Raw genomic sequence first — 17,563 nt, forward strand, 5'->3', positions numbered from 1 at the left:
GGATCAGTCCGTCGCTTCGACGGGGGCCGAGGCGATGACCTTGGGCTCGCCCTTCTCGAGCCGGACCAGCACCGCGTCGAAGCCGTAGGCCTGGCCCTTTCCGGTGAACTGGTAGACCCCGTTGGGCGCCTCGTAGCGGGTCTTCTGCAGGGCCGCGCGGATCGCCTCGGCATCCGTGCTGCCGGCACCGGCGATCGCCGCGGCCACGATGTTGAGGGCGTTGTAGCCGGCGGCGCCGTACTTGCCGGGCTTGATGCCGTACTTGGCTTCATACTTCTTCACGAAGGCCTGGTTGCGCGGGGCCTCGTAGGTGGAGGCGTAGGGCACGGCCGCATGGATGCCTTCGGCCGCATCGCCCGCGAGCTTGATGAAGTCGGCCGTGGCCCAGGAGCCGACGCCGAAGACCTTGGCGGTGATGCCGAGCTCGCGGATCTGCTTGACCAGGATCGAGCCGTCCTGGGTCTCGGCGGCCACGAAGACACCATCGGGCTTCGCCGCGCGCAGCTTAGTGAGCAGGGTGAAGAAGTCGGTGGTTCCGTGATCGAAATACTCGGTCAGGACGGTCTTCACGCCGAGCGCCGAGAGGTCGCGGCTGAACTCCTCGATGCCGCCGCGGCCCCAATCGTCGTTGACCCCGATATAGGCGACGCTGCCGAGCTTCAGGTCCTTGGCGAGGATCTTCGCGAAGGCCTTCGCCATCAGGCCGTCGGTCTCGGCTGCGCGGAAGAAGTAGGGGTTCCCCTGCTCCGTCAGATCGGCCTTGGACGAGACGCCGGTCACCAGCGGGATCTTGTACTTCTGGGCAACCGGCATGATGGCTGCCGTCGCCGAGCTGCAGAAGGCACCGACCAGGCCGACCACCTTGTCCTTCTGCACGAGCTTCTCGACGGCATTCACCGAGTTGGCGGGCTTGCACTGCCCGTCCTCGATGATGAGCTCGATCTTCTTGCCGAGGACGCCACCCGCGGCGTTGACCTCCTCGATCGCCAGCCTGGCGCCTTCCACCACGGACTGGCCGTTGTAGGCGACCGAGCCCGTGAGCGGCTGGATCAGGCCGATCCTGACCGTCTCCTGGGCCTGGGCGGGAGCAGCGGCCGCCACGCCCGCCATCAGCACGCTTCCGAGAACCAATCTGTGCATGACCTCTCCTGTTCGATGAAGCTTCCAGGATCGTCCGGACCTGGTTTCCGCCTGTCCGACATCGGCCGCCATGGGCCTGCGGCTACCGCCACCCACCTTCACGATCCGCAGACCTAATTATACGACCAATTAATTTTCAGCGACGCTAAGCACGGTTCCTGGGCCTGTCAACATTTCGAATTTTCATGATTTTCGCCGACATCGAGGCGGCGGACTGAGCGTCGGGGAACCTTGCAGATGCCGTGCCAGGGGCCAAGCCGACGGGATTCCGCCGGCTAACCCGCATCCTCCGCCTCGGCCTGTGGCGCGGAATCGAGCAATCCGCCGGCGAAATGACCGCCGGCGGTGCGCATGCATGCATGAAAGGCAAAAGAGGTAGGCGGCCTCACGGCCGGACGGTGCCGGCCGCGGGAAGGTTTACCCGCGCCGCGGGAACTCTGGCGCCCGATGACGCCGCGGCGGCGTCGCGATGCCTCCGCGCCCTACCGTTAAGGGGTCGCCAGCGCGCCGAGCACCATCACCAGCGGGATGACCGCTGCCGCCATCACCGTCTGGGCGGCCGTGATCCCCGCCATCAGCGGGGCGTCGCCGCCGAGTTGGCGCGCCATGATGTAGGAGGAGGACGCCGTCGGCAGGGCCTGGAACAGCAGGGCGGTCGCCGCCGCCGGGCCGTGCAGGCCGGCGGCGGCGCTGGCGGCCACCGTCAGCAGCGGCAGCACGGCGAACTTGATGGCCGAGGCGCCGAGAATCGGGCGCAGCCACGGCCGAGCCGAGCGCAGGTCGAGTGCCGCCCCGACGCAGAGCAGCCCCAGCGGCAGCGAGGCTTGGCCAAGGGTGCGCAGCCATCCTTCGATCCCCGGGGGCAGGCCCAGCCCCGTCGCTTGCAGCGCGATCCCCAACGCGCAGGCCAGCACGAGCGGGTTCATGGCAAGCTGGCGCAGGACCCCGAGCAGGGTCGGCCGGGCCGTTCCGAAGCGCGCGAAGACGAGCACGCAGAGAATGTTGACGGTCGGCACGATGGCGGCGTTGGAGACGGCGGCCAGCGCGACCCCCTGCCCGCCGAAGAGGGCGGCCGCCAGGGCCACGCCGACATAGTTGTTGAAGCGCACCCCGCCCTGGAAGACGGAGGTGAAGGCGGGCCCGTCGGTGGCGACGAGCGGCCGCAGCGCGACCGCGGCCGCAGCGGCCGCGACTGTCGCCGTCACCAGCACGGCGGCCAGCTCCGCCACCGGCACCCCGGCGAGGTCGGCCGTCGCGAGGCCGTGCACGAACAGCGACGGCAGCAGCACGAAGTAGCAGAGCCGCTCGGCTTGCGGCCAGAAGGCGTCCGCGAGGAAGCCGCGCCGGCGCAGAACGAGGCCGAGCCCGATCAGCAGGACCACCGGCGCGAGGGCGAGGAGCACCGCCGCGGTCATGCCGGCATGACCTGGATGGACCGGCCTGCGGCGCGGGAAGGGGTGGGTGCTGCAAGCGTGGTCATCATGATCCCGCTGTGGTGAGAGGCCCCACCCTAGGGCGGTGCGGGCATGAGGAAAAATTCCGATTACTGACCATTGAGGCGAGGATTTCTCATCATTCGCCGGCACGCATCGCCGTGGCCAGGACGGATGTGAGGATCGTCTGGGGATCGTCCTCGCGCGTCAGCAGCCCGACGCGCCGCTCCCGCTGCGGACTGCCGAAGGGCAGCCGGAACAGGGGCGGCAGCGTGTCAAGGTCCGGATCCGCGAGCGGGACAACGGCGACTCCCAGCCCGCTGGCTGCCATCCGGGTCAGCGCCTCCTGGCTGTCGAGCTCCATCTCCTCGCGGATCCGGACGCCCTGGCGCCGCAGCTCGTCCTCGATCATGCGGCCGGCCCAGGCGCGCTTGTCGAAACGCAGGAAGGGCAGCGTGGTCAGCAGGGTCCTGGCGTCCGAGCCCTCCGCCTCGGGCGGGGCGACGATCCAGAAGCGGTCGGTGTAGAGCGGCTCGAAGGCGAGGCCGGCCGGATGGGGCTTCACCGGCTCGGTCGTGATCGCGGCGTCCAGGTCGCCGGCCTCCACCCGCAGGGCCAGCTCCGCGGACATGCCGCTGGCGACCGCGACGCGGAGATGCGGGTGCTGCCGCCTGAGCCGGCCTAGCGCCTGGGGCAGGCGACCGGCCAGGGCGGTCTGGATCGCGCCCAGGCGCAGCCGGCCGCGGAGCCCCTGGCCCGCAGCGATCTCCGCCGGGATGGCGTCGTAGGCCGCCAGAACCGCCTGCGCCCGCTCCAGCGCCACGCGGCCGGCCTCGGTGAGCACGGGGCGCCGGCGCGAGCGGTCGAAGAGCGCGGCGCGGAACTCCTCCTCGAGCGCCTTCACATGCAGGCTGACGGCCGACTGCGTGAGCCCCAGGGCGTCGGCGGCACGGGCGAAGGTGCCGTGGCGGGCGATGGCGACGAGGCTCCTCAGGGCGCGCAGCGACATGGTGGCAGGCTAGCCCCTCGGTCCGCCGCCACCAAGTCCCCAGCGCCGGGCTCAGACGTCAACGTAGTGGGGGCCCGGCCGCTCCAGCAGTTGCTCGAAATGGACGAGCACGGGCTCGCCGAGCGGCTGCGGGGCGCCGTCCCGCCAGGCCCATTCGCCGCGGTCGCAGTCCGCGGCCCGGACATAGCCGTTGAGGTAGAAGCGCCGGCCGCGCTCGCTCTGATTGAGGCCCGAGCCATGCACCGTGAAGGCGCTCCACAGCGCGACGTCCCCGGGCTCCAGCTCCAGGTCGACGGCCAAGGCCGGGTCGAGCCCGGCGCGGCGCAGGGCCTCGTCGGTCGCAGCCTCGCCCATCACCGCGCCCGCGCCCAGATCGAGCGAGCCCATCCTGTGGCTGCCGGGCAGCATCCGCATGGCCCCGCTCACCGGGCGGTGCGGGTCGATGGCGATGCCGGTCTGAACGTAGCTGTCGCCGAGATTGCGGTAGCATTCCCGCGGCTTGCGGAACCGGGCGTCCTGGTGGAAGGCGAACTCGGCTCCGCTCGACCCCGCGGGCTTCCAGTGGAGCTGGTTGATGATCTGCTTGACGTCGCGGCCGATCAGCGGCTCGACCAGGGCGAGCAGGCGCGGGTCGGTCCTGTAGCGGGCCAGGACCGGATCGCCATAGGACGGCCACTGGACCATGGCGACGACCTTGCCCAGCGCCGGGTCCTGGGCAACCCGGACCATCAGGTTCCCATGCCGGAAGTTCCGCGGATGGGCGAGCCCGGCCTCCCATTGCCGGTCGAAGGCGGCGGCCAGCTCCGCGACCTCCTCGGGTCCGAAGACGCCGCGCACCACTGCGAAACCGCGGTCCCGATATTCATCGACGTGGCGCGCGGAGGCAGGGGACACGGGGACAGAAGGTGTGGGCGCGAAGCCGTCCATGATCCAAATCCTGGATCGTTGCGAAATCGGATCAACATAACCCGAAGGGGCGGAAAACGCCAGGAGATCGCATCTGGCCGCCCGGCCTCGCCGATCGGTTGTGCCCCGCTCAGGCGCCGGCGGGCCGCGCCTTGGTATAGAGGCGCTGACCATCGGCGGTGACGTCGCCTGCCCGCCAGCCCGCCGCCTCGTACAGCCGGTGGGCCCGGAGCGTGGGGTCCAGCCCCGTGGTCAACCAGATCTCAGCGGCGCCCTGCGCGAAAAGCCAGCTTTCCGCGGCCTCCAGCAACGCCCGGCCGAGGCCGCGGCCCTCGGCCTCGGGCCGCACGAACACCGCGAAGACGGTGCGCTCGCCGGCCTTCGCCATGGAGAAGGCAGCGGGCACCCCGTCCAGGTCGCAGATCCAGGCCCGGCAGTCGGCTGCCAGCATGGCGGCGACCGACTCGGGCGTGATCCCCAGATCCGCCAGCTCCTCCCGGGACTGGTGGTTCTCGATCACGCTGGTGCGGATCGCGAAGAGGTCCTCGACCTCCGCCGAGGTCGCGACGCGCGGCCGCGGACTCACGTGGGCCGGCCTGCCGTGATGCGCTTCTCCATGAACAGGGACAGCGGGTCCGGGGCGTAATCGCCGAAGGGCGGGATGTCCGCAAAGCCGGCCCCACGGTAGAGCCCGATCGCCGTGGGCTGGCGGATGCCGGTCTCCAGGCGCAGGAAGGCGATGCCCTCCGCGGCCGCGATCTCCTCGAGCCGCAGCAGCAGGCGCCGCCCGACGCCGAGCCCGCGCGCCTCGTCGGCGACGAACATGCGCTTGATCTCGGCCCAGTCCGCTCCGGAGCGCACGATCGCGCCGCAGCCCACGGCCCGGCCGCCCGCCCGCGCCACCAGGAAGGTCACCGCCGCGCCGCGCAGAGTCTCGACGTCCAGCAGATGGTTGCTCTCCGCCGGGTATAGCGCCATCGCGAAGGCGTCGCTGGCCGCCAGCAGGGCGCGGGCCTCCTGGCCCGCGGGATCCTCGACGGCGAGTTCGACCGCAGTCCCGGCCCCGGTATCGGCCCCGATCTGGGCGTCGGTGTCCATGACGTGCAGAGCCTCAGCGGTTGCCGGAGCCCGGCGTGCCAGCCCGGCCCGCAGGCGACGCAGCTCCCGGAGCGCCGCCGGGCTGGACGCGGGCGAGGTTGTCGCGCGCCGCGACCCCGGCGGCGCTGTCGGGATCGAGCCGTGCGACGCGCTGCCAGTCCTCGCGCGCGGGCCCGACCTCGCCAGCAAGGGCCCGCAGGTTGCCGCGCAGCAGCAGCGCCTCGGGATCGTTGGGAGCGATCCGCAGCGCCTGGGCCGCATCAGCCTGCGCCTTCGGCAGGTTGTTCAGGGCGCGGTGGGCCTGGCCGCGCAGCACCAAGGCCTCGACCGCATCCGGCTTCAGCGCGATGGCGCGGTCGAGATCCTCGACCGCCTCCCAGTAGCGCTCGGCCGTCGCGCGCGCCACCGCCCGGTCGATGCGCAACTCGGCATCGTCGGGGCGCAGGCGGATCGCCTCGGCATAGGTGCGCTCGGCCTCCGCCGGGCGGTTTCCGCGCAGCCAGGCGGCGCCCGCGCGCGCCCAGAGCTCGGGCGCCTGGGCCGCAAGGCCCGGCGTCCGGGCCAGGCTCTCAAGGCGGGCCGCCGCGCCGGCATAGTTTCCGGCGTGATAGAGCGCCATGGCTTGGCACAGCCGGGCGGCATCGCCGCCGCCCCGGTCCTGCCAGGCCAGCGCCCATTCGAAGCCGCCCTCGGGGCTGCGCTCGACGCGCTGCAGGCAGCCGGCCAGGTCCTGCCCCGGCACGGGAACGGTCGACTGCGCCCGGGCCGCGAGCGGCATCAATCCGAGGACCAGCGCCGAAAGCACGGAAACGGTGGGAAGGAAGGCGCGCTGGCGCGCCAGGATCGGGGCGCGCTGGCGCGCCGCGCGGGCGTGATTGATGTGGGGCATAACGGGCCCTAGAGTCGCCGCTCCGCCGCCGATGCGCAAGGGCGACACGCCATGGATACCCCCTTTCTGTTCTGCTTCGGCCTCGGATACAGCGCGCGGGCGCTGGCCCGGCGCCTGGCCGCCCGGGGTTGGCGCGTGGCCGGCACGGCACGCGCGCCGGAATCGTCCGGAAGCCCCGCGGAGGCGGAGATCGCGCTTCTGCCCTTCGAGCGGGGCCGGCCGCTGCCGCCGGGAGCGCTCGACGGCGTCACCCATCTGCTCAGCAGCATCCCGCCGGACGAGGCTGGCGACCCCGTGCTGGACCTGCACGGGCACGACCTGGCGCGGCTGCCGGGGCTGCGCTGGGCGGGCTATCTCTCGACGACGGGCGTCTACGGCGATTACGGCGGTGCCTGGGTGGACGAGGAGACGCAGCGCCGTCCCACCAGCGCGCGGGCGCGCCGGCGCGTCGCCGCGGAGGATGCTTGGCTGGATCTCTTCCGCAGGGACGGCGCGCCGGTGCACCTGTTCCGGCTGGCCGGCATCTACGGGCCCGGGCGGAGCCCGTTCGACGCGCTGCGCGACGGCACGGCCAAGCGCATCCACAGGCCCGGCCAGGTCTTCAGCCGCATCCATGTCGACGACATTGCGGGCGCCCTGGAAGCCTCCATCGCCAGCCCGGTTCCCGGCGCCGCCTACAATCTCTGCGACGACGAGCCCGCGCCGCCCGCCGAGGTGACGGCGTTCGCGGCCGGACTCCTCGGCATCGAGCCGCCGCTCCTGGTGCCCTATGACGAGGCCGCGCTCTCGCCCATGGCGCGGACCTTCTGGGCAGACAACAAGCGCGTGCGCAACGACCGCATCAAGCGCGACACCGGCTTCGCCCTGCTCCACCCGGACTACCGCAGCGGGCTGCGCGCGATCCTGCAGGCCGAGCGGCAGGCCTGATCCCTTTGGGCATGGGTCAAGCCAGGAACTCGAGCCCGTATCCGGCGGCGATCGCGCCGACCTCGGCGGGGCCGGCGGGCCGGCGGCATTCGACCTCCAGGAAGAAGTTCTCGAAGCCGCCCGGGGTGACGGCGACTATCAGCCGCCCCTCCTCCGTGCCGACGTTCTGGAACCGGTGCGGCACGCCCCGCGGCAGCACCATGCAGGCGCCGGGCCCGGCCTCGAAGCTCTCGCCCCCGCACCAGAAGCGGAACTGGCCCTCCAGCACGCGGAACAGTTCGTCCTCGCGGTGATGGACGTGCAGCGGCGGCCCCTCGCCCGGCGCCACCAGCTCGTCCCAGGTGCCGATCGCCCCGGCCGTCTCCGCCGAGGCGATGCGGATCACCCGGCGGCCCAGGGCCTCGCACGGACGCCCCTCCGCCGCCAGGGAAACTGCCATCCCAACGAACCCGGTCATTGTCATCGCCCTGCCCTCCCGGTCGATCATCGTCGGTCAGCATTACGCCGGCGCGGCCCGATGATAATCTCGATCATGCGACGTCACCGTTCGGATCCCTGCGCATGCGCTCGCTCGACCCGCTGGCCGGCGTGGCGGTGTTCCTGCACCTGTCCGAGCTGCTGAGCTTCTCGGCGACCGCCGAGCGGCTTGGCCTGTCGCGCGCGACGGTGAGCACGCAGGTGGCGGATCTGGAGCGGCGGCTGGGCGTGCGGCTGCTGCAGCGGAGCACGCGTCGCGTGACCCTGACGGAGGCCGGGCAAGCTTATCGCGACGGCCTCGCGGGCCTGCTGGACCAGGTCCGGGACGCCGAGCGCCTGGCGGCCTCCTTCCAGACCGAGGCGGTCGGCCGGATCCGCGTGACGGCGCCGGTCGAGTTCGGGCACCGCTTCCTCGTCCCTGCCCTGCCGGATTTCCTGGCCACGCGCCCGGGCCTCGTTGTCGAGCTCGACCTCTCGAACAGGCCGGCGGACCTGATCGCCACCGGCTTCGACCTTGCCATCCGCGGCACCATCGACGTCGATCCCAACCTGATCGTCCGCCGCCTCGGCACCTCGCCGGTGCACCTTGCCGCGGCGCCGACCTATCTCGCCGCGCGCGGCATGCCAGACCGCCCCGAGGAGCTGGAGGCCCATGACTGCCTGCACTTCGCAGGGCTGCGATGGGGACGGAGTTGGCTGCTCTGCCGGGACGGAGCCGAGCACCGGCAGCCGATCCGGCCGAAGATCGAGATCAACGACGGCGAGGCGCTGCGCCAGGCGGCGCTGGGCGGCCTCGGCATCACGCTCCTTCCGGCCTTCCTGATCGGCGATGACCTCCGCGCGGGCCGCCTGCGCCCGGTGCTGGCGGACTGGACCGTCCCGCCCGTGCCGGTGAACGCGGTCTATCCCGCCAATCGCGCCATCGCGGCCAAGGTGCGCGCCTTCGTCGGCTTCTTCGCGGCACGGCTCGCCCAGGTGCCGGACCTTCGCGGCTGAGCCCCCGTCAGTGCGCGCCGCCGTAGGAGGCCCGGGTGCCCGGGGCCCTCGACAGCAGGCGAGCGAGCCAGGCCACGCGCCGAGGGGGGCGCCGGCGCAGGCAGGTCACGACGTAGCAGCCGTACCCGAGGTCGGTACCGCCCCGGAAGCCCGCAACCTCGTAGGCCGCGTCACTGGTGACTATGCGCGCGCCGACCGGCAGCACCGGCCCTGGCGACACCTCGATGCAGGCGCTCTCGCCCACCTTGGTGCCGTCCACGACGATCACGCTGCGGCGGTCCATCAGGCGCCCGCGCGGGTGCAGGCACTTGGCCTCCCCCGCGAACATCATGTGCAGCAGAAGCGCTTCCGACATCATCGGCCTCTCTCCGCCTGCCCTGTCCGCCAAACGCGGCCCCCTTCGCCCAGCAAGTTCCGGGCCGCGGGCGGAATGCCGGGAAGGCCCGGCCCGCAGGGGCGCTGCCGAGCCGCGGCGCAACGTTCCTTGGGCAGGCTGCCCAGCCCTTGGGCAGCGCCGCGCCCGGAATGGCCCCTCGGAACGCCGCCTCAGAACCCGGCCACCGCCCCGTCGCTGCGCGGGTCCGTCGCGCCTTCGAGGACGCCGGAAGGCTGGCGCACGATGGCCCCGGCATGGCCCATCACGCTGGTGAAGGGCTCCAGCACCTCCACCGCATGCCCGGCCTCGCGAAGCGCGGCCACCAGGGCGGGATCGAAGCGGCTCTCGAGCTTGAGCGTCACGCTCTGCTCGCCCCAGGTGCGCCCGAGCAGCCAGCGGGGCGCGGTGACCGCGGCCTGCAGCCCCTGGCCGAACAGGGCGTAGCGGGTGAAGACCGCCGCCTGGGTCTGCGGCTGCCCCTCGCCGCCCATGGTGCCGTAGACCATGGTCCGGCCGTCGGAGAGCCGGGCCAGCGCGGGGTTCAGCGTATGGAAAGGCTTGCGCCCCGGGCGCAGCGCGTTCCAGCCGTCCTCGGCGAGGCGGAAGGAGCAGCCGCGGTTCTGCCACGTGATTCCCGTCTCGGGCAGCACCAGGCCGGAGCCGAACTCGAAATAGACGCTCTGGATCATGCTGACGGCGCGACCGGCGCCGTCGATGGCGCCGAGCCAGACCGTGTCGCCGGCCGAGGGAGGCGCCGGCCAAGGCAGCGCGCGGCGCCGATCGATTCGCGCCACCATGCGGTCGAGCGCCGCGGGCGCGAGCAGGTCCCGCGCGTCCACCGCCATGTGGGCGGGATCGCCGACCTCGCGGTCGCGCACCAGGAAGGCCTGCTTGGTCGCCTCGACCAGCCCGTGCACGTGCTCGAAGCCCTCGGCCTCGCCGACCCCCAGGCGCTCGAACAGCGCAAGGATCATCAGCGAGGCGACGCCCTGGGTCGGCGGCGGGAAGTTGAAGGCGTCGCCGCAGGCGAGCCGGGCGCGCAGCGGCACCAGGAGCGCCGCTTGATGGCGGTCGAGATCGGCCCGGGTCACCGGGGCCCCGGCCCGCGCCAGGTCGGCCGCGATGGCATCGCCCAGCCGCCCGCGGTAGAAGCCGTCGAGCCCCTCCGCGGCTAGCCGGCGCAGCGTTGCGCCCAGCGCCGGCTGCTTCAGGACCGTGCCCTCGCGCGGCGGCGCGCCGTCCGCGAGGAACGCCTGGGCGAAACCCGGCACCCCGGCGAGCTCGGGCAGCTTGCGGCGCGTCAGCTCCTCCTGGCTGGCGGTGACGGGCACTCCGCCCTCCGCCATCTCGATGGCATCGCGCAGCACGCGCGCCAGCGGCAGGGCCTCGCCCCAGCCGCGCGCCACGGAGAGCGCCGCCTCCCAGCCCGAGATGGTCCCCGCGACCGTGTTGGCGGCGAGCGGCCCGCGCCAGGGGATCTCGGCATGCCCCCGGGCGCGGTAGAGGTCGAGGGCGGCGCCCGTCCCGGCCGCGCCGCAGCCGTCGACGGCGACCGGGTCGCGGCCGGGCTCGGCGATCAGCCAGAAGCCGTCGCCGCCGATGCCGGTCATGTGCGGATAGGCGATAGCCAGCGCGGCCGCGGTCGCGACCACCGCCTCGACGGCGTTGCCGCCGTCGCGCAGGACGTCGAGCCCGGCCTGGCTCGCCAAGTGGTGCGGCGAGGTCACCATGCCGCGGAGGCTGCGGGGCGTGTTGAGCATTCCGGCCCTCACCAGCCGATGGCGCGGGGCAGCCAGGTCGCGAGACCGGGCCAGGCGAAGACGAGCGCCGCCGTCAGCACCTGCATGGCGATGAAGGGGACGACCCCGCGGTAGATGTCCATGGTGGACACCCCCTTGGGCGCGACGCCGCGCAGGAAGAAGAGCGCCCAGCCGAAGGGCGGCGTCAGGAACGAGGTCTGCAGCACGACGGCGATCAGCGCCGCGGTCCACACCAGGTCGACGCCGGCGTTCTGCAGGATCGGCAGGAACAGCGGCACGACGATGTAGGAGATCTCGATCCACTCGATGAAGAAGCCCAGGATGAAGACGATCACGAGCATGAAGACGATGTCGGCGCCGATTCCCCCGGGCAGGAAGCCGAACATGCCGTGCACGAGCTGCTCGCCCTGAAGGCCCCGGAAGGCCAGGGCGAAGACCTGGGAGCACACCAGGATGAAGAACATGGCGGCCGTCGTGCGGGTCGTCGCCCGCACGGTCTCGGTCAGGACCTGCCAGCTCAGCCGCCGGGCCAGCGCCGCGACCACCACGCTGCCCAGCGCCCCCATGGACGCGGCCTCGGTGGGCGCCGCAACGCCGCCGATGATCGAGCCCAGGACCGCGACCACCAGGGCGATGGGCGGCAGGCCGACGCGCAGGGTCTTGAGCGCGAGCTCGCGCCCCGAGACCGCGGCCCGTTCCTCGGCCGGAACGGCGGGGACCGCGTCCGGCCGCAGGATCCCGAGGCTGATGATGTACACGCAATAGATCCCCGAGAGCAGCAGCCCCGGCACGACTGCCGCGGCGAAGAGCGTGCCGACGGATTCGCCGAGGATGTCGGCCAGCAGGATCAGCACCAGGCTCGGCGGGATGATCTGGCCGAGGCTGCCCGAGGCGCAGATCGCGCCGCAGGCGAGCCCTTTGTCGTAGCCGCGGCGCAGCAGGGCCGGCAGCATCAGCAGGCCGAGGGTCACCACCGTGGCGCCCACGATTCCGGTGGTGGCGCCCATGAGCACGCCGACCAGGATGATGCCCACGCCCATGCCGCCGCGCAGGCCGCCCGCGAGATGGCCGATCACGTCCATCAGCTCCTCGGCGATGCGGGACTTCTCCAGCATGACGCCCATGAAGACGAAGAGCGGGATCGCGATCAGCGTGTAGTTGGCGGTGACGCCGTAGATGCGGGCCGGCAGCAGGTTGAACAGCAACCCGCCGAATCCGAGATAGCCGAAGAAGAAGCCGGTGACGGCCAGGGTCAGCGCGACGGGGACGCCGATCATCAGCAGCACGAAGAACGAGCCGATGGTCAGCAGGGCGAGGATCTCGTTCGGCGTCATGCCCGGACCGCCTCCGCCCCGTCATGCGCGGCCGGCGCCAGGGGAATGCCGGCGGCGCCGCCGAGCAGGGTGCGCAGCGCGGCGCCCACGCTCTGCACGAACAGGAGCGCGAAGCCCAGGGGAATGAAGCCCTTCAGCACAAAGCGCCAGGGCAGGCCTCCTGGGTTGGGCGAGGTCTCGCCCACCGCGTAGGACTGCAGCACGTACGGAATCGAGAGCTTCACCAGCAGCGCCGCGACCACCGCCACCATGGTGTAGGAGACGATCTCGATGATCCGCTGCAGGCCGGGCGGCAGGCGCGAATAGACGACGTCCACCCGGATATGCCCCTCGTGCTGGATCGCGTAGGACATGCCAAGCATCGCGATGGGCGACATCAGGTGCCATTCCAGCTCCTGCATGGCGACGGAGCCCGTGTGGAAGGCGTAGCGCAGGAGGACGTTGCCGGCCATCACGAGCACCAGCCCAAGCGAGACCCAGCTCACCGCGCGGCCGATCCCCTCGACGAGGAGCTCGCAGCCGCGCACCAGGGAGGCATTCAGCATCCCCCTCACCCCGCGCCCTGCGTCGTGCGGATCTGCGACTGGTACACGGCTTCGCTGACCCCGGCCCATCGGTCGTGCACGGACTTGAAGGCCATGAAGCTCTCATGGACCTTGCGGACCAGCGGGTCCTTGGCCGCCGCGTCGGCCAGCACCTGGTCGTTGACCTCGCGCAGGCGCCGGACGATCCCCGCCGGCAGGGGCTGTGCGATCACGCCCTGGTTCTTGACGAGGTCGTCCAGCGCCTCGGCGTTGGTCGCCTCGCACCAGGTGTGGCTGACGAGGTTGCAGGCATCGGCCGCGGCACGGACGATCGCCTGCAGGTCGGCCGGCAGGGACTCCCATGCGGCCCGGTTCACGATCAGCTCGGTCACGTTCGAGGTCTCGTGCCAGCCGGTCGTGTAGTAGTACTTGGCGGCCTTGTGCAGGCCGAGGCGGCGGTCCTGGTACGGGCCCACGAACTCCGCCGCGTCGATGACACCGCGCTCGAGCGCGGGGAAGATCTCGCCGCCGGGCAGCAGCTTCACGTCGACCCCCAGGGCGGCATAGACCTTCCCGGCAAGGCCGGGGATCCGCATCTTCAGCCCCTTGAGGTCGGCATCGGTTTCCACGGGCTTGCGGAACCACCCGGTCATCTGCACGCCGGTGTTGCCAATGGCCATGGGGACGAGATTGAAGGGGGCGTAGACCTCCTCCCAGAGCTTCTGGCCGCCGCCATGCTGCAGCCAGGCGGTCATGCCCTGGAAGTTCAGGCCGAAGGGGACGGCGGTGAAGTACTGGGCGGCGAAGGTCTTGCCAGCCCAGTAGTACGAGTTGGCGACGTTCATCTCGACCGTGCCGGAGGAGACGGCATCGAAGCCTTCCAGCGCGGGGATCAGCTCGCCGGCCCCGAACTGCTGGATCTGGAGCCGCCCGCCCGACATGGCCTTGACGCGCTCGGCGAACTCCGCGGGGCTGCCGGGACCCGTCACGTAGAAGGGCGAGCCGGGGTTGTAGGCGTTGGTCATCTTCCACTGGAAGACCTTCTGGGCCCGCGCCACCGCCGGGGCGGCGACCGCGCCCGCAGCGCCGACGACTCCGGCCTTGATGAGGCTTCTCCTGTCCATGCTTCCCTCCTGCTCCGGGCGCCGGGCCTCGCCCGGTCGATCGCGCCGGCGGATTGAGCCCGTCCGGTCGCCTTGCTCCCCGGATTAGCAAGGCGCATGCCAGCAGCAGGACGGAGGCCCTTGCCCCAGGCCCGGCGCGGCTTCGGCGGGGCAGGCCCTGGGCCGGGCGGAACGCGGCGGGATCCGTCGGCGCCGCGCTCTTGTGCATCGCAGGATAGATGGGCCCTTGCCCGGCGCCGGCGCGCAATGGACCACGGAGGCAAACCATTGGAATCGAAAGGATTTGCAGGACGTCTGCCGAATCCGTGAGCTGCTCCGCGGAACCGCAGCCTATGCGCATTTTATAGGCTGTTGCCCAGAACTCCCCAGGACGAGTCCAGGCAAATCATTGATACTATTATGTTTTGCGAAAGCAGGAATGGTGCACCATCGGCCGATCAGAGGTTCAGATAGGCCGCGGAGCTCCGCTTCGAGGACAGGATGTGCTCGCGCATCCGCAGTGCGGCCTCCTCGGCTGCGCCGCGCAGGATCGCCAGCACGATGGCGTCGTGCTCGGCGAAGGACGAGGCGAGGCGCGCCGGCATCCGGAACTGGGCCCGCCGGAACGGCGTGACCCGGGCGCGCACCGCCAGAGCCGTCTCCACGAGCTGGCGGTTGTGGCTGCCGCGGAAGATCGCGGCATGGAAGTCCAGGTTGAATCGATCGTAGCCGTCCACGTCGCCGTCGCGGACCAAGGCCCTGCTCTGCCGGTGCAGCGTCTCGAGCTGCCGGCGCTCGGGCGCGGTCATGCGCGCGGCGGCGAGGCGCGCGCAGACGGCCTCGAGCTCGGCCGCGAGCTCGAACATCTCATCGAGCTCCTGCTGGGGGACGGCGCTGACGAAGACGCCCCTGTGCGGCCGGTTCTCGACGAGCCCGGTGACCGAGAGCTGCTTCAGCGCCTCGCGGATCGGGGTGCGCGAGGTGCCGTACCGGGTCGCCAGCCCCCGCTCGTCCAGCCGCGCGCCCGGGGCGAGCCGGCCCGTCAGGATTTCGTCGGCGATCTCCCTGCGGATGTCCGCCGCCAGGGTCGGGGCAGATGGGCTCGTGGTGGTTGGGCGCGTCGTTTCGGACGCCGGCGCGGCGGCGCGGGGCGGCATGGGCGGGCCTCGTCTCTGGACGACTCGTCTCTGAACGGGGCGAGTGTGCGCCAGGAACGGGGCCAGTGGAAGCCGCCCCGGCGGGCGGCCTCCGGGATCGCGACGGCTCAGCGCGCGGCGCGGTTGTCGCCCTGGGCGCGCTTCTCGGCGGTGTCGCGGCCGATCAGCTTGTTGAAGAGGCTGTCCTCCTCGTAGAGGAGCGTGAGCTGGGAGTCCTCGAACTGCTCGAAGAACTCGTCCCAGGAGATCTCCTCGAGCGAGTCGTGCTCGGACTGGGCGTTGTCCGGGAACATGATCCGGATGATGCCGGTGTCGCCGGACCTATGCGTGCGCTTCACCGCCGCCGGCTTGCCGCCGTGGCTCTCGGCCCAGCGGCGGATCTCGTCATGGTCGTTGGTCGTCTTGGCCATGGCCTCTCTCCTCCTTGGTGTGCGACTGGAACAGCCGCAGCGCAGGGAGGTCTCGCGCCGGCGCATGCGCCCGCGGCCGATTGCGCACCGTGGTCAACGGGGTGGCGCCGCTTCCTGCTGCACGGGCCGGCAGTGCGGGGGGCGTTCGTCGCCGGGACGGAGATCACGGAGCCAATACCTGGCGCCCAGCGGGATGTCACAGTCGCCCGGCCGATAGCGCGGATGCTCGTTGAACAGGATGAACTGCGCCCCGCCGGGCACCGGCGCGTCGGGCCAGTTGCCACCCGGAAGCAGGCGCCGATCGAGGCCCTTGCCGAAGAAGGGAAATTCGTAGCTGTCGGGACCCAGAACGCTCAGGACGGTCGATTCCGGCGGCACCAGGCGCTCGTAGGCTTCGATCGCCGGGGCCATGGCGGCATGGTTGCGCGCCAGCTGTTGCGCGCGGCTCATGGACAGGATCTCCGGGAAAGGCGAGACGACCCGGTTCAGCACGCTGTTGACGGCACTCGCCGCCGTGACCAGGAGGCCGAGGGAAACAAGGCCGACACCCAGGAGCCGAGCCGGCGCCCCGATGACGAGCGCCGCCGCCGGCGCGAGGAACAGCAGGATGCCCGTGAAGTAGCGCCCGCGCCAGGGATCGTAGGGTCCCGCGGCGGCCTGCATGAGGACGAACACCGCCGAGGCACCCGCGAAGGCCCAGAACAGGGGCTCCCGGCGCCGCAGCACGATCCCGAGAAGGAGCGCCGGGAGAATCAGGATCGGGCCGACCGGACCGAGATAGGCGTAGTCCTCGTGCGGCCGCGAGAGGAAGACGTCCCGGCTCATCTGGTACGGCATCCGCGTGGGCGCGCCGGCCATGTCGATCCCGAGCGGCTGCAGAGCCCGGGCGAAGCCACGCTGCAGCGCATGGTTCAGATCCGCGGTCGCCGTGGTGAACGGGATGCCGTCGAACCGGGAGAGATCGACGATGTAGCGGGCCGTGTTCGCTATCGTGTGCTGGACCCGCTGCCGCAAGCCCAGATCGGCGAAGCTGACGGCGGCCACGACGGCCGGCCTGCCGAGGGGATCCCCATGGCGTCGCCAGTTCTCGATGTAACCGGCGGGCGCGGCAAGGACGGCGATGCCGATGACACCCGCCAGGGCCAGCGACGCAAGGGCCCGCCCCCCGGCCGGGCGGCAGGCGCGGTGTTCGCGCACGGCGACCACCAGCATCGCCAGGATCAGGGACGGCATGAAGGTCGTCGCTGAAGCCTTTGTCCCGAACGCGAGGCCGAGGCCGGCCCCGAAGAGGAGCAACGAGGCGCTGCCTCGAGTCTGCAGGAACTCGATCCCGTGAAACAGCGCAAGAGCGACGAAGCAGAGGACGACCAGGTCGTTCTGCGTCGTATTCGATTCCATCAGGACGTTGGTGGCGAGGAGAAACACCAGGGCCGCCGTCGCCGCGGCATGATTGGCGAACCCCAGCCTCACGCATATCGCGAATATTGCGAGGGCGGTGACGAGATAACAGAGAAACTGCACCAGCTGAACATCCTTCTCGTCCGCTGAGAAAACGACGAGAACGAAGACGTTCAGGATGGACGAAACGACGGGATGCTCAATCTGTGCCCAGTAATTCGCAGGGAACCGGTCCAATGATCCCTGCTGGAAGTAATAGGCGGCCCGGGCCAGATGGTAGGTCATGCTGTCCCAGTTATGCGGCGCCACCCGTAATGCGGTGATGAAGCTCGCATACAGGACGGCGGCGGCGACAGCCGCGCACAGGCACAGGACCACCATGTGCATCGTGAGGGGACCGCGTGGGCCAGTCCAAAGACCTTCCGCGGGAATTCTCTTCCCGCGTCCGAACCAGATCGCGGGGCCGGCCAGGAGCATGCCGACGACGAGCCAGGCTTCAGCCGAGTTCAAAAGCCTGAATTCGCTGAGCGCAAATCCGGCTGCCGCAACCATGGTGAGCAAGGCGGAAGCACCGGCGAGGATCGCACCCGGGAGATCCCGAGGCCCGGCAAGCCGGGCACCGCCGT

Annotated in this window: 18 protein-coding genes; 2 read left to right on the plus strand and 16 right to left on the minus strand. The window is 71.2% G+C overall.

The window, feature by feature from the left end; all coding sequences use genetic code 11:
• Window positions 1-3: 3 nt before the first annotated feature.
• From JUB13_RS14230 to JUB13_RS14260, 7 genes are all read right to left on the minus strand, one after another.
• The gene (locus JUB13_RS14230) at window positions 4-1,140 is read right to left on the minus strand and encodes an ABC transporter substrate-binding protein (protein WP_207479989.1); all 1,137 of its coding nucleotides are present in this window, start codon (window positions 1,138-1,140) and stop codon (window positions 4-6) included.
• Between the two features lie 488 nt (window positions 1,141-1,628).
• A complete protein-coding gene (locus tag JUB13_RS14235; RefSeq protein WP_207479992.1) occupies window positions 1,629-2,555 on the minus strand; it encodes an AEC family transporter in 927 nt (308 codons plus the stop codon).
• 157 nt (window positions 2,556-2,712) lie between these two features.
• Window positions 2,713-3,582: a LysR family transcriptional regulator gene (locus tag JUB13_RS14240; protein ID WP_207479994.1), complete on the minus strand. Its 870-nt coding sequence runs from the start codon at window positions 3,580-3,582 to the stop codon at window positions 2,713-2,715.
• Between the two features lie 51 nt (window positions 3,583-3,633).
• Entirely contained in the window at window positions 3,634-4,509 is an 876-nt protein-coding gene (locus JUB13_RS14245) for a phytanoyl-CoA dioxygenase family protein (RefSeq protein ID WP_207479996.1), read from the minus strand.
• A 109-nt stretch (window positions 4,510-4,618) separates the two neighbouring features.
• Window positions 4,619-5,074: a GNAT family N-acetyltransferase gene (locus JUB13_RS14250; protein WP_207479998.1), complete on the minus strand. Its 456-nt coding sequence runs from the start codon at window positions 5,072-5,074 to the stop codon at window positions 4,619-4,621.
• Entirely contained in the window at window positions 5,071-5,586 is a 516-nt protein-coding gene (locus JUB13_RS14255; protein WP_207480000.1) for a GNAT family N-acetyltransferase, read from the minus strand. Before JUB13_RS14255 ends, JUB13_RS14250 begins: the two co-directional genes overlap by 4 nt.
• 13 nt (window positions 5,587-5,599) lie before the next feature.
• Window positions 5,600-6,475, minus strand: a complete 876-nt coding sequence (locus JUB13_RS14260; RefSeq protein ID WP_207480002.1) for a tetratricopeptide repeat protein — start codon at window positions 6,473-6,475, stop codon at window positions 5,600-5,602.
• 51 nt (window positions 6,476-6,526) lie between these two features.
• Here JUB13_RS14260 and JUB13_RS14265 point away from each other — a divergent pair, with 51 nt between their 5' ends.
• Window positions 6,527-7,402 (plus strand): SDR family oxidoreductase, encoded by an 876-nt coding sequence (locus tag JUB13_RS14265; protein ID WP_207480004.1) that lies wholly within the window; start codon window positions 6,527-6,529, stop codon window positions 7,400-7,402.
• Between the two features lie 16 nt (window positions 7,403-7,418).
• Here the strand turns inward: JUB13_RS14265 and JUB13_RS14270 are convergent, their stop codons facing one another.
• Window positions 7,419-7,841, minus strand: a complete 423-nt coding sequence (locus JUB13_RS14270; RefSeq protein WP_207480006.1) for a cupin domain-containing protein — start codon at window positions 7,839-7,841, stop codon at window positions 7,419-7,421.
• A gap of 122 nt (window positions 7,842-7,963) precedes the next feature.
• Between JUB13_RS14270 and JUB13_RS14275 the strand changes: the two genes are divergently transcribed.
• Entirely contained in the window at window positions 7,964-8,875 is a 912-nt protein-coding gene (locus JUB13_RS14275; RefSeq protein ID WP_207480008.1) for a LysR family transcriptional regulator, read from the plus strand.
• 7 nt (window positions 8,876-8,882) lie between these two features.
• On the opposite strand, the gene JUB13_RS14280 is transcribed toward JUB13_RS14275, so the two are convergent.
• The 8 genes from JUB13_RS14280 to JUB13_RS14315 form a co-directional block, all read right to left on the minus strand.
• Complete coding sequence (locus JUB13_RS14280; protein WP_207480010.1) at window positions 8,883-9,233, minus strand: hypothetical protein; 351 nt, start codon at window positions 9,231-9,233, stop codon at window positions 8,883-8,885.
• 188 nt (window positions 9,234-9,421) lie between these two features.
• Complete coding sequence (locus JUB13_RS14285; protein ID WP_207480012.1) at window positions 9,422-11,011, minus strand: gamma-glutamyltransferase family protein; 1,590 nt, start codon at window positions 11,009-11,011, stop codon at window positions 9,422-9,424.
• A gap of 8 nt (window positions 11,012-11,019) precedes the next feature.
• Window positions 11,020-12,345 carry a TRAP transporter large permease gene (locus tag JUB13_RS14290; RefSeq protein ID WP_207480014.1) on the minus strand — a complete coding sequence of 442 codons (1,326 nt, stop codon included), beginning with the start codon at window positions 12,343-12,345 and terminating at the stop codon, window positions 11,020-11,022.
• Window positions 12,342-12,890 carry a TRAP transporter small permease subunit gene (locus JUB13_RS14295; RefSeq protein WP_207480016.1) on the minus strand — a complete coding sequence of 183 codons (549 nt, stop codon included), beginning with the start codon at window positions 12,888-12,890 and terminating at the stop codon, window positions 12,342-12,344. The genes JUB13_RS14290 and JUB13_RS14295 overlap by 4 nt, the downstream gene beginning before the upstream one ends.
• Window positions 12,891-12,895: 5 nt before the next feature.
• The gene (locus tag JUB13_RS14300; protein ID WP_207480018.1) at window positions 12,896-13,993 is read right to left on the minus strand and encodes a TRAP transporter substrate-binding protein; all 1,098 of its coding nucleotides are present in this window, start codon (window positions 13,991-13,993) and stop codon (window positions 12,896-12,898) included.
• 437 nt (window positions 13,994-14,430) lie between these two features.
• Complete coding sequence (locus tag JUB13_RS14305; protein WP_207480020.1) at window positions 14,431-15,129, minus strand: GntR family transcriptional regulator; 699 nt, start codon at window positions 15,127-15,129, stop codon at window positions 14,431-14,433.
• A 107-nt stretch (window positions 15,130-15,236) separates the two neighbouring features.
• Window positions 15,237-15,539, minus strand: coding sequence for a hypothetical protein (locus JUB13_RS14310; RefSeq protein WP_207480023.1), 303 nt, complete (start codon window positions 15,537-15,539; stop codon window positions 15,237-15,239).
• 93 nt (window positions 15,540-15,632) lie between these two features.
• The gene (locus tag JUB13_RS14315; RefSeq protein ID WP_207480024.1) at window positions 15,633-17,324 is read right to left on the minus strand and encodes a glycosyltransferase family 39 protein; all 1,692 of its coding nucleotides are present in this window, start codon (window positions 17,322-17,324) and stop codon (window positions 15,633-15,635) included.
• Window positions 17,325-17,563: the final 239 nt, after the last annotated feature.

Origin of the sequence: Arenibaculum pallidiluteum (genome assembly GCF_017355985.1) — a bacterium.
Taxonomy (GTDB): Bacteria; Pseudomonadota; Alphaproteobacteria; order Azospirillales; family Azospirillaceae; genus Arenibaculum; species Arenibaculum pallidiluteum.

What these genes read in the sequence shown, in the direction of transcription:
- JUB13_RS14295 (WP_207480016.1), bottom strand. Translation starts at nt 12,890, where the DNA reads ATGCTGAATGCCTCCCTGGTGCGCGGCTGCGAGCTCCTCGTCGAGGGG.
- JUB13_RS14300 (WP_207480018.1), bottom strand. Translation starts at nt 13,993, where the DNA reads ATGGACAGGAGAAGCCTCATCAAGGCCGGAGTCGTCGGCGCTGCGGGC.
- JUB13_RS14285 (WP_207480012.1), bottom strand. Translation starts at nt 11,011, where the DNA reads ATGCTCAACACGCCCCGCAGCCTCCGCGGCATGGTGACCTCGCCGCAC.
- JUB13_RS14265 (WP_207480004.1), top strand. Translation starts at nt 6,527, where the DNA reads ATGGATACCCCCTTTCTGTTCTGCTTCGGCCTCGGATACAGCGCGCGG.
- JUB13_RS14310 (WP_207480023.1), bottom strand. Translation starts at nt 15,539, where the DNA reads ATGGCCAAGACGACCAACGACCATGACGAGATCCGCCGCTGGGCCGAG.
- JUB13_RS14260 (WP_207480002.1), bottom strand. Translation starts at nt 6,475, where the DNA reads ATGCCCCACATCAATCACGCCCGCGCGGCGCGCCAGCGCGCCCCGATC.
- JUB13_RS14305 (WP_207480020.1), bottom strand. Translation starts at nt 15,129, where the DNA reads ATGCCGCCCCGCGCCGCCGCGCCGGCGTCCGAAACGACGCGCCCAACC.
- JUB13_RS14255 (WP_207480000.1), bottom strand. Translation starts at nt 5,586, where the DNA reads ATGGACACCGACGCCCAGATCGGGGCCGATACCGGGGCCGGGACTGCG.
- JUB13_RS14230 (WP_207479989.1), bottom strand. Translation starts at nt 1,140, where the DNA reads ATGCACAGATTGGTTCTCGGAAGCGTGCTGATGGCGGGCGTGGCGGCC.
- JUB13_RS14280 (WP_207480010.1), bottom strand. Translation starts at nt 9,233, where the DNA reads ATGATGTCGGAAGCGCTTCTGCTGCACATGATGTTCGCGGGGGAGGCC.
- JUB13_RS14270 (WP_207480006.1), bottom strand. Translation starts at nt 7,841, where the DNA reads ATGGCAGTTTCCCTGGCGGCGGAGGGGCGTCCGTGCGAGGCCCTGGGC.
- JUB13_RS14315 (WP_207480024.1), bottom strand. Translation starts at nt 17,324, where the DNA reads ATGCACATGGTGGTCCTGTGCCTGTGCGCGGCTGTCGCCGCCGCCGTC.
- JUB13_RS14240 (WP_207479994.1), bottom strand. Translation starts at nt 3,582, where the DNA reads ATGTCGCTGCGCGCCCTGAGGAGCCTCGTCGCCATCGCCCGCCACGGC.
- JUB13_RS14275 (WP_207480008.1), top strand. Translation starts at nt 7,964, where the DNA reads ATGCGCTCGCTCGACCCGCTGGCCGGCGTGGCGGTGTTCCTGCACCTG.
- JUB13_RS14290 (WP_207480014.1), bottom strand. Translation starts at nt 12,345, where the DNA reads ATGACGCCGAACGAGATCCTCGCCCTGCTGACCATCGGCTCGTTCTTC.
- JUB13_RS14235 (WP_207479992.1), bottom strand. Translation starts at nt 2,555, where the DNA reads ATGACCGCGGCGGTGCTCCTCGCCCTCGCGCCGGTGGTCCTGCTGATC.
- JUB13_RS14245 (WP_207479996.1), bottom strand. Translation starts at nt 4,509, where the DNA reads ATGGACGGCTTCGCGCCCACACCTTCTGTCCCCGTGTCCCCTGCCTCC.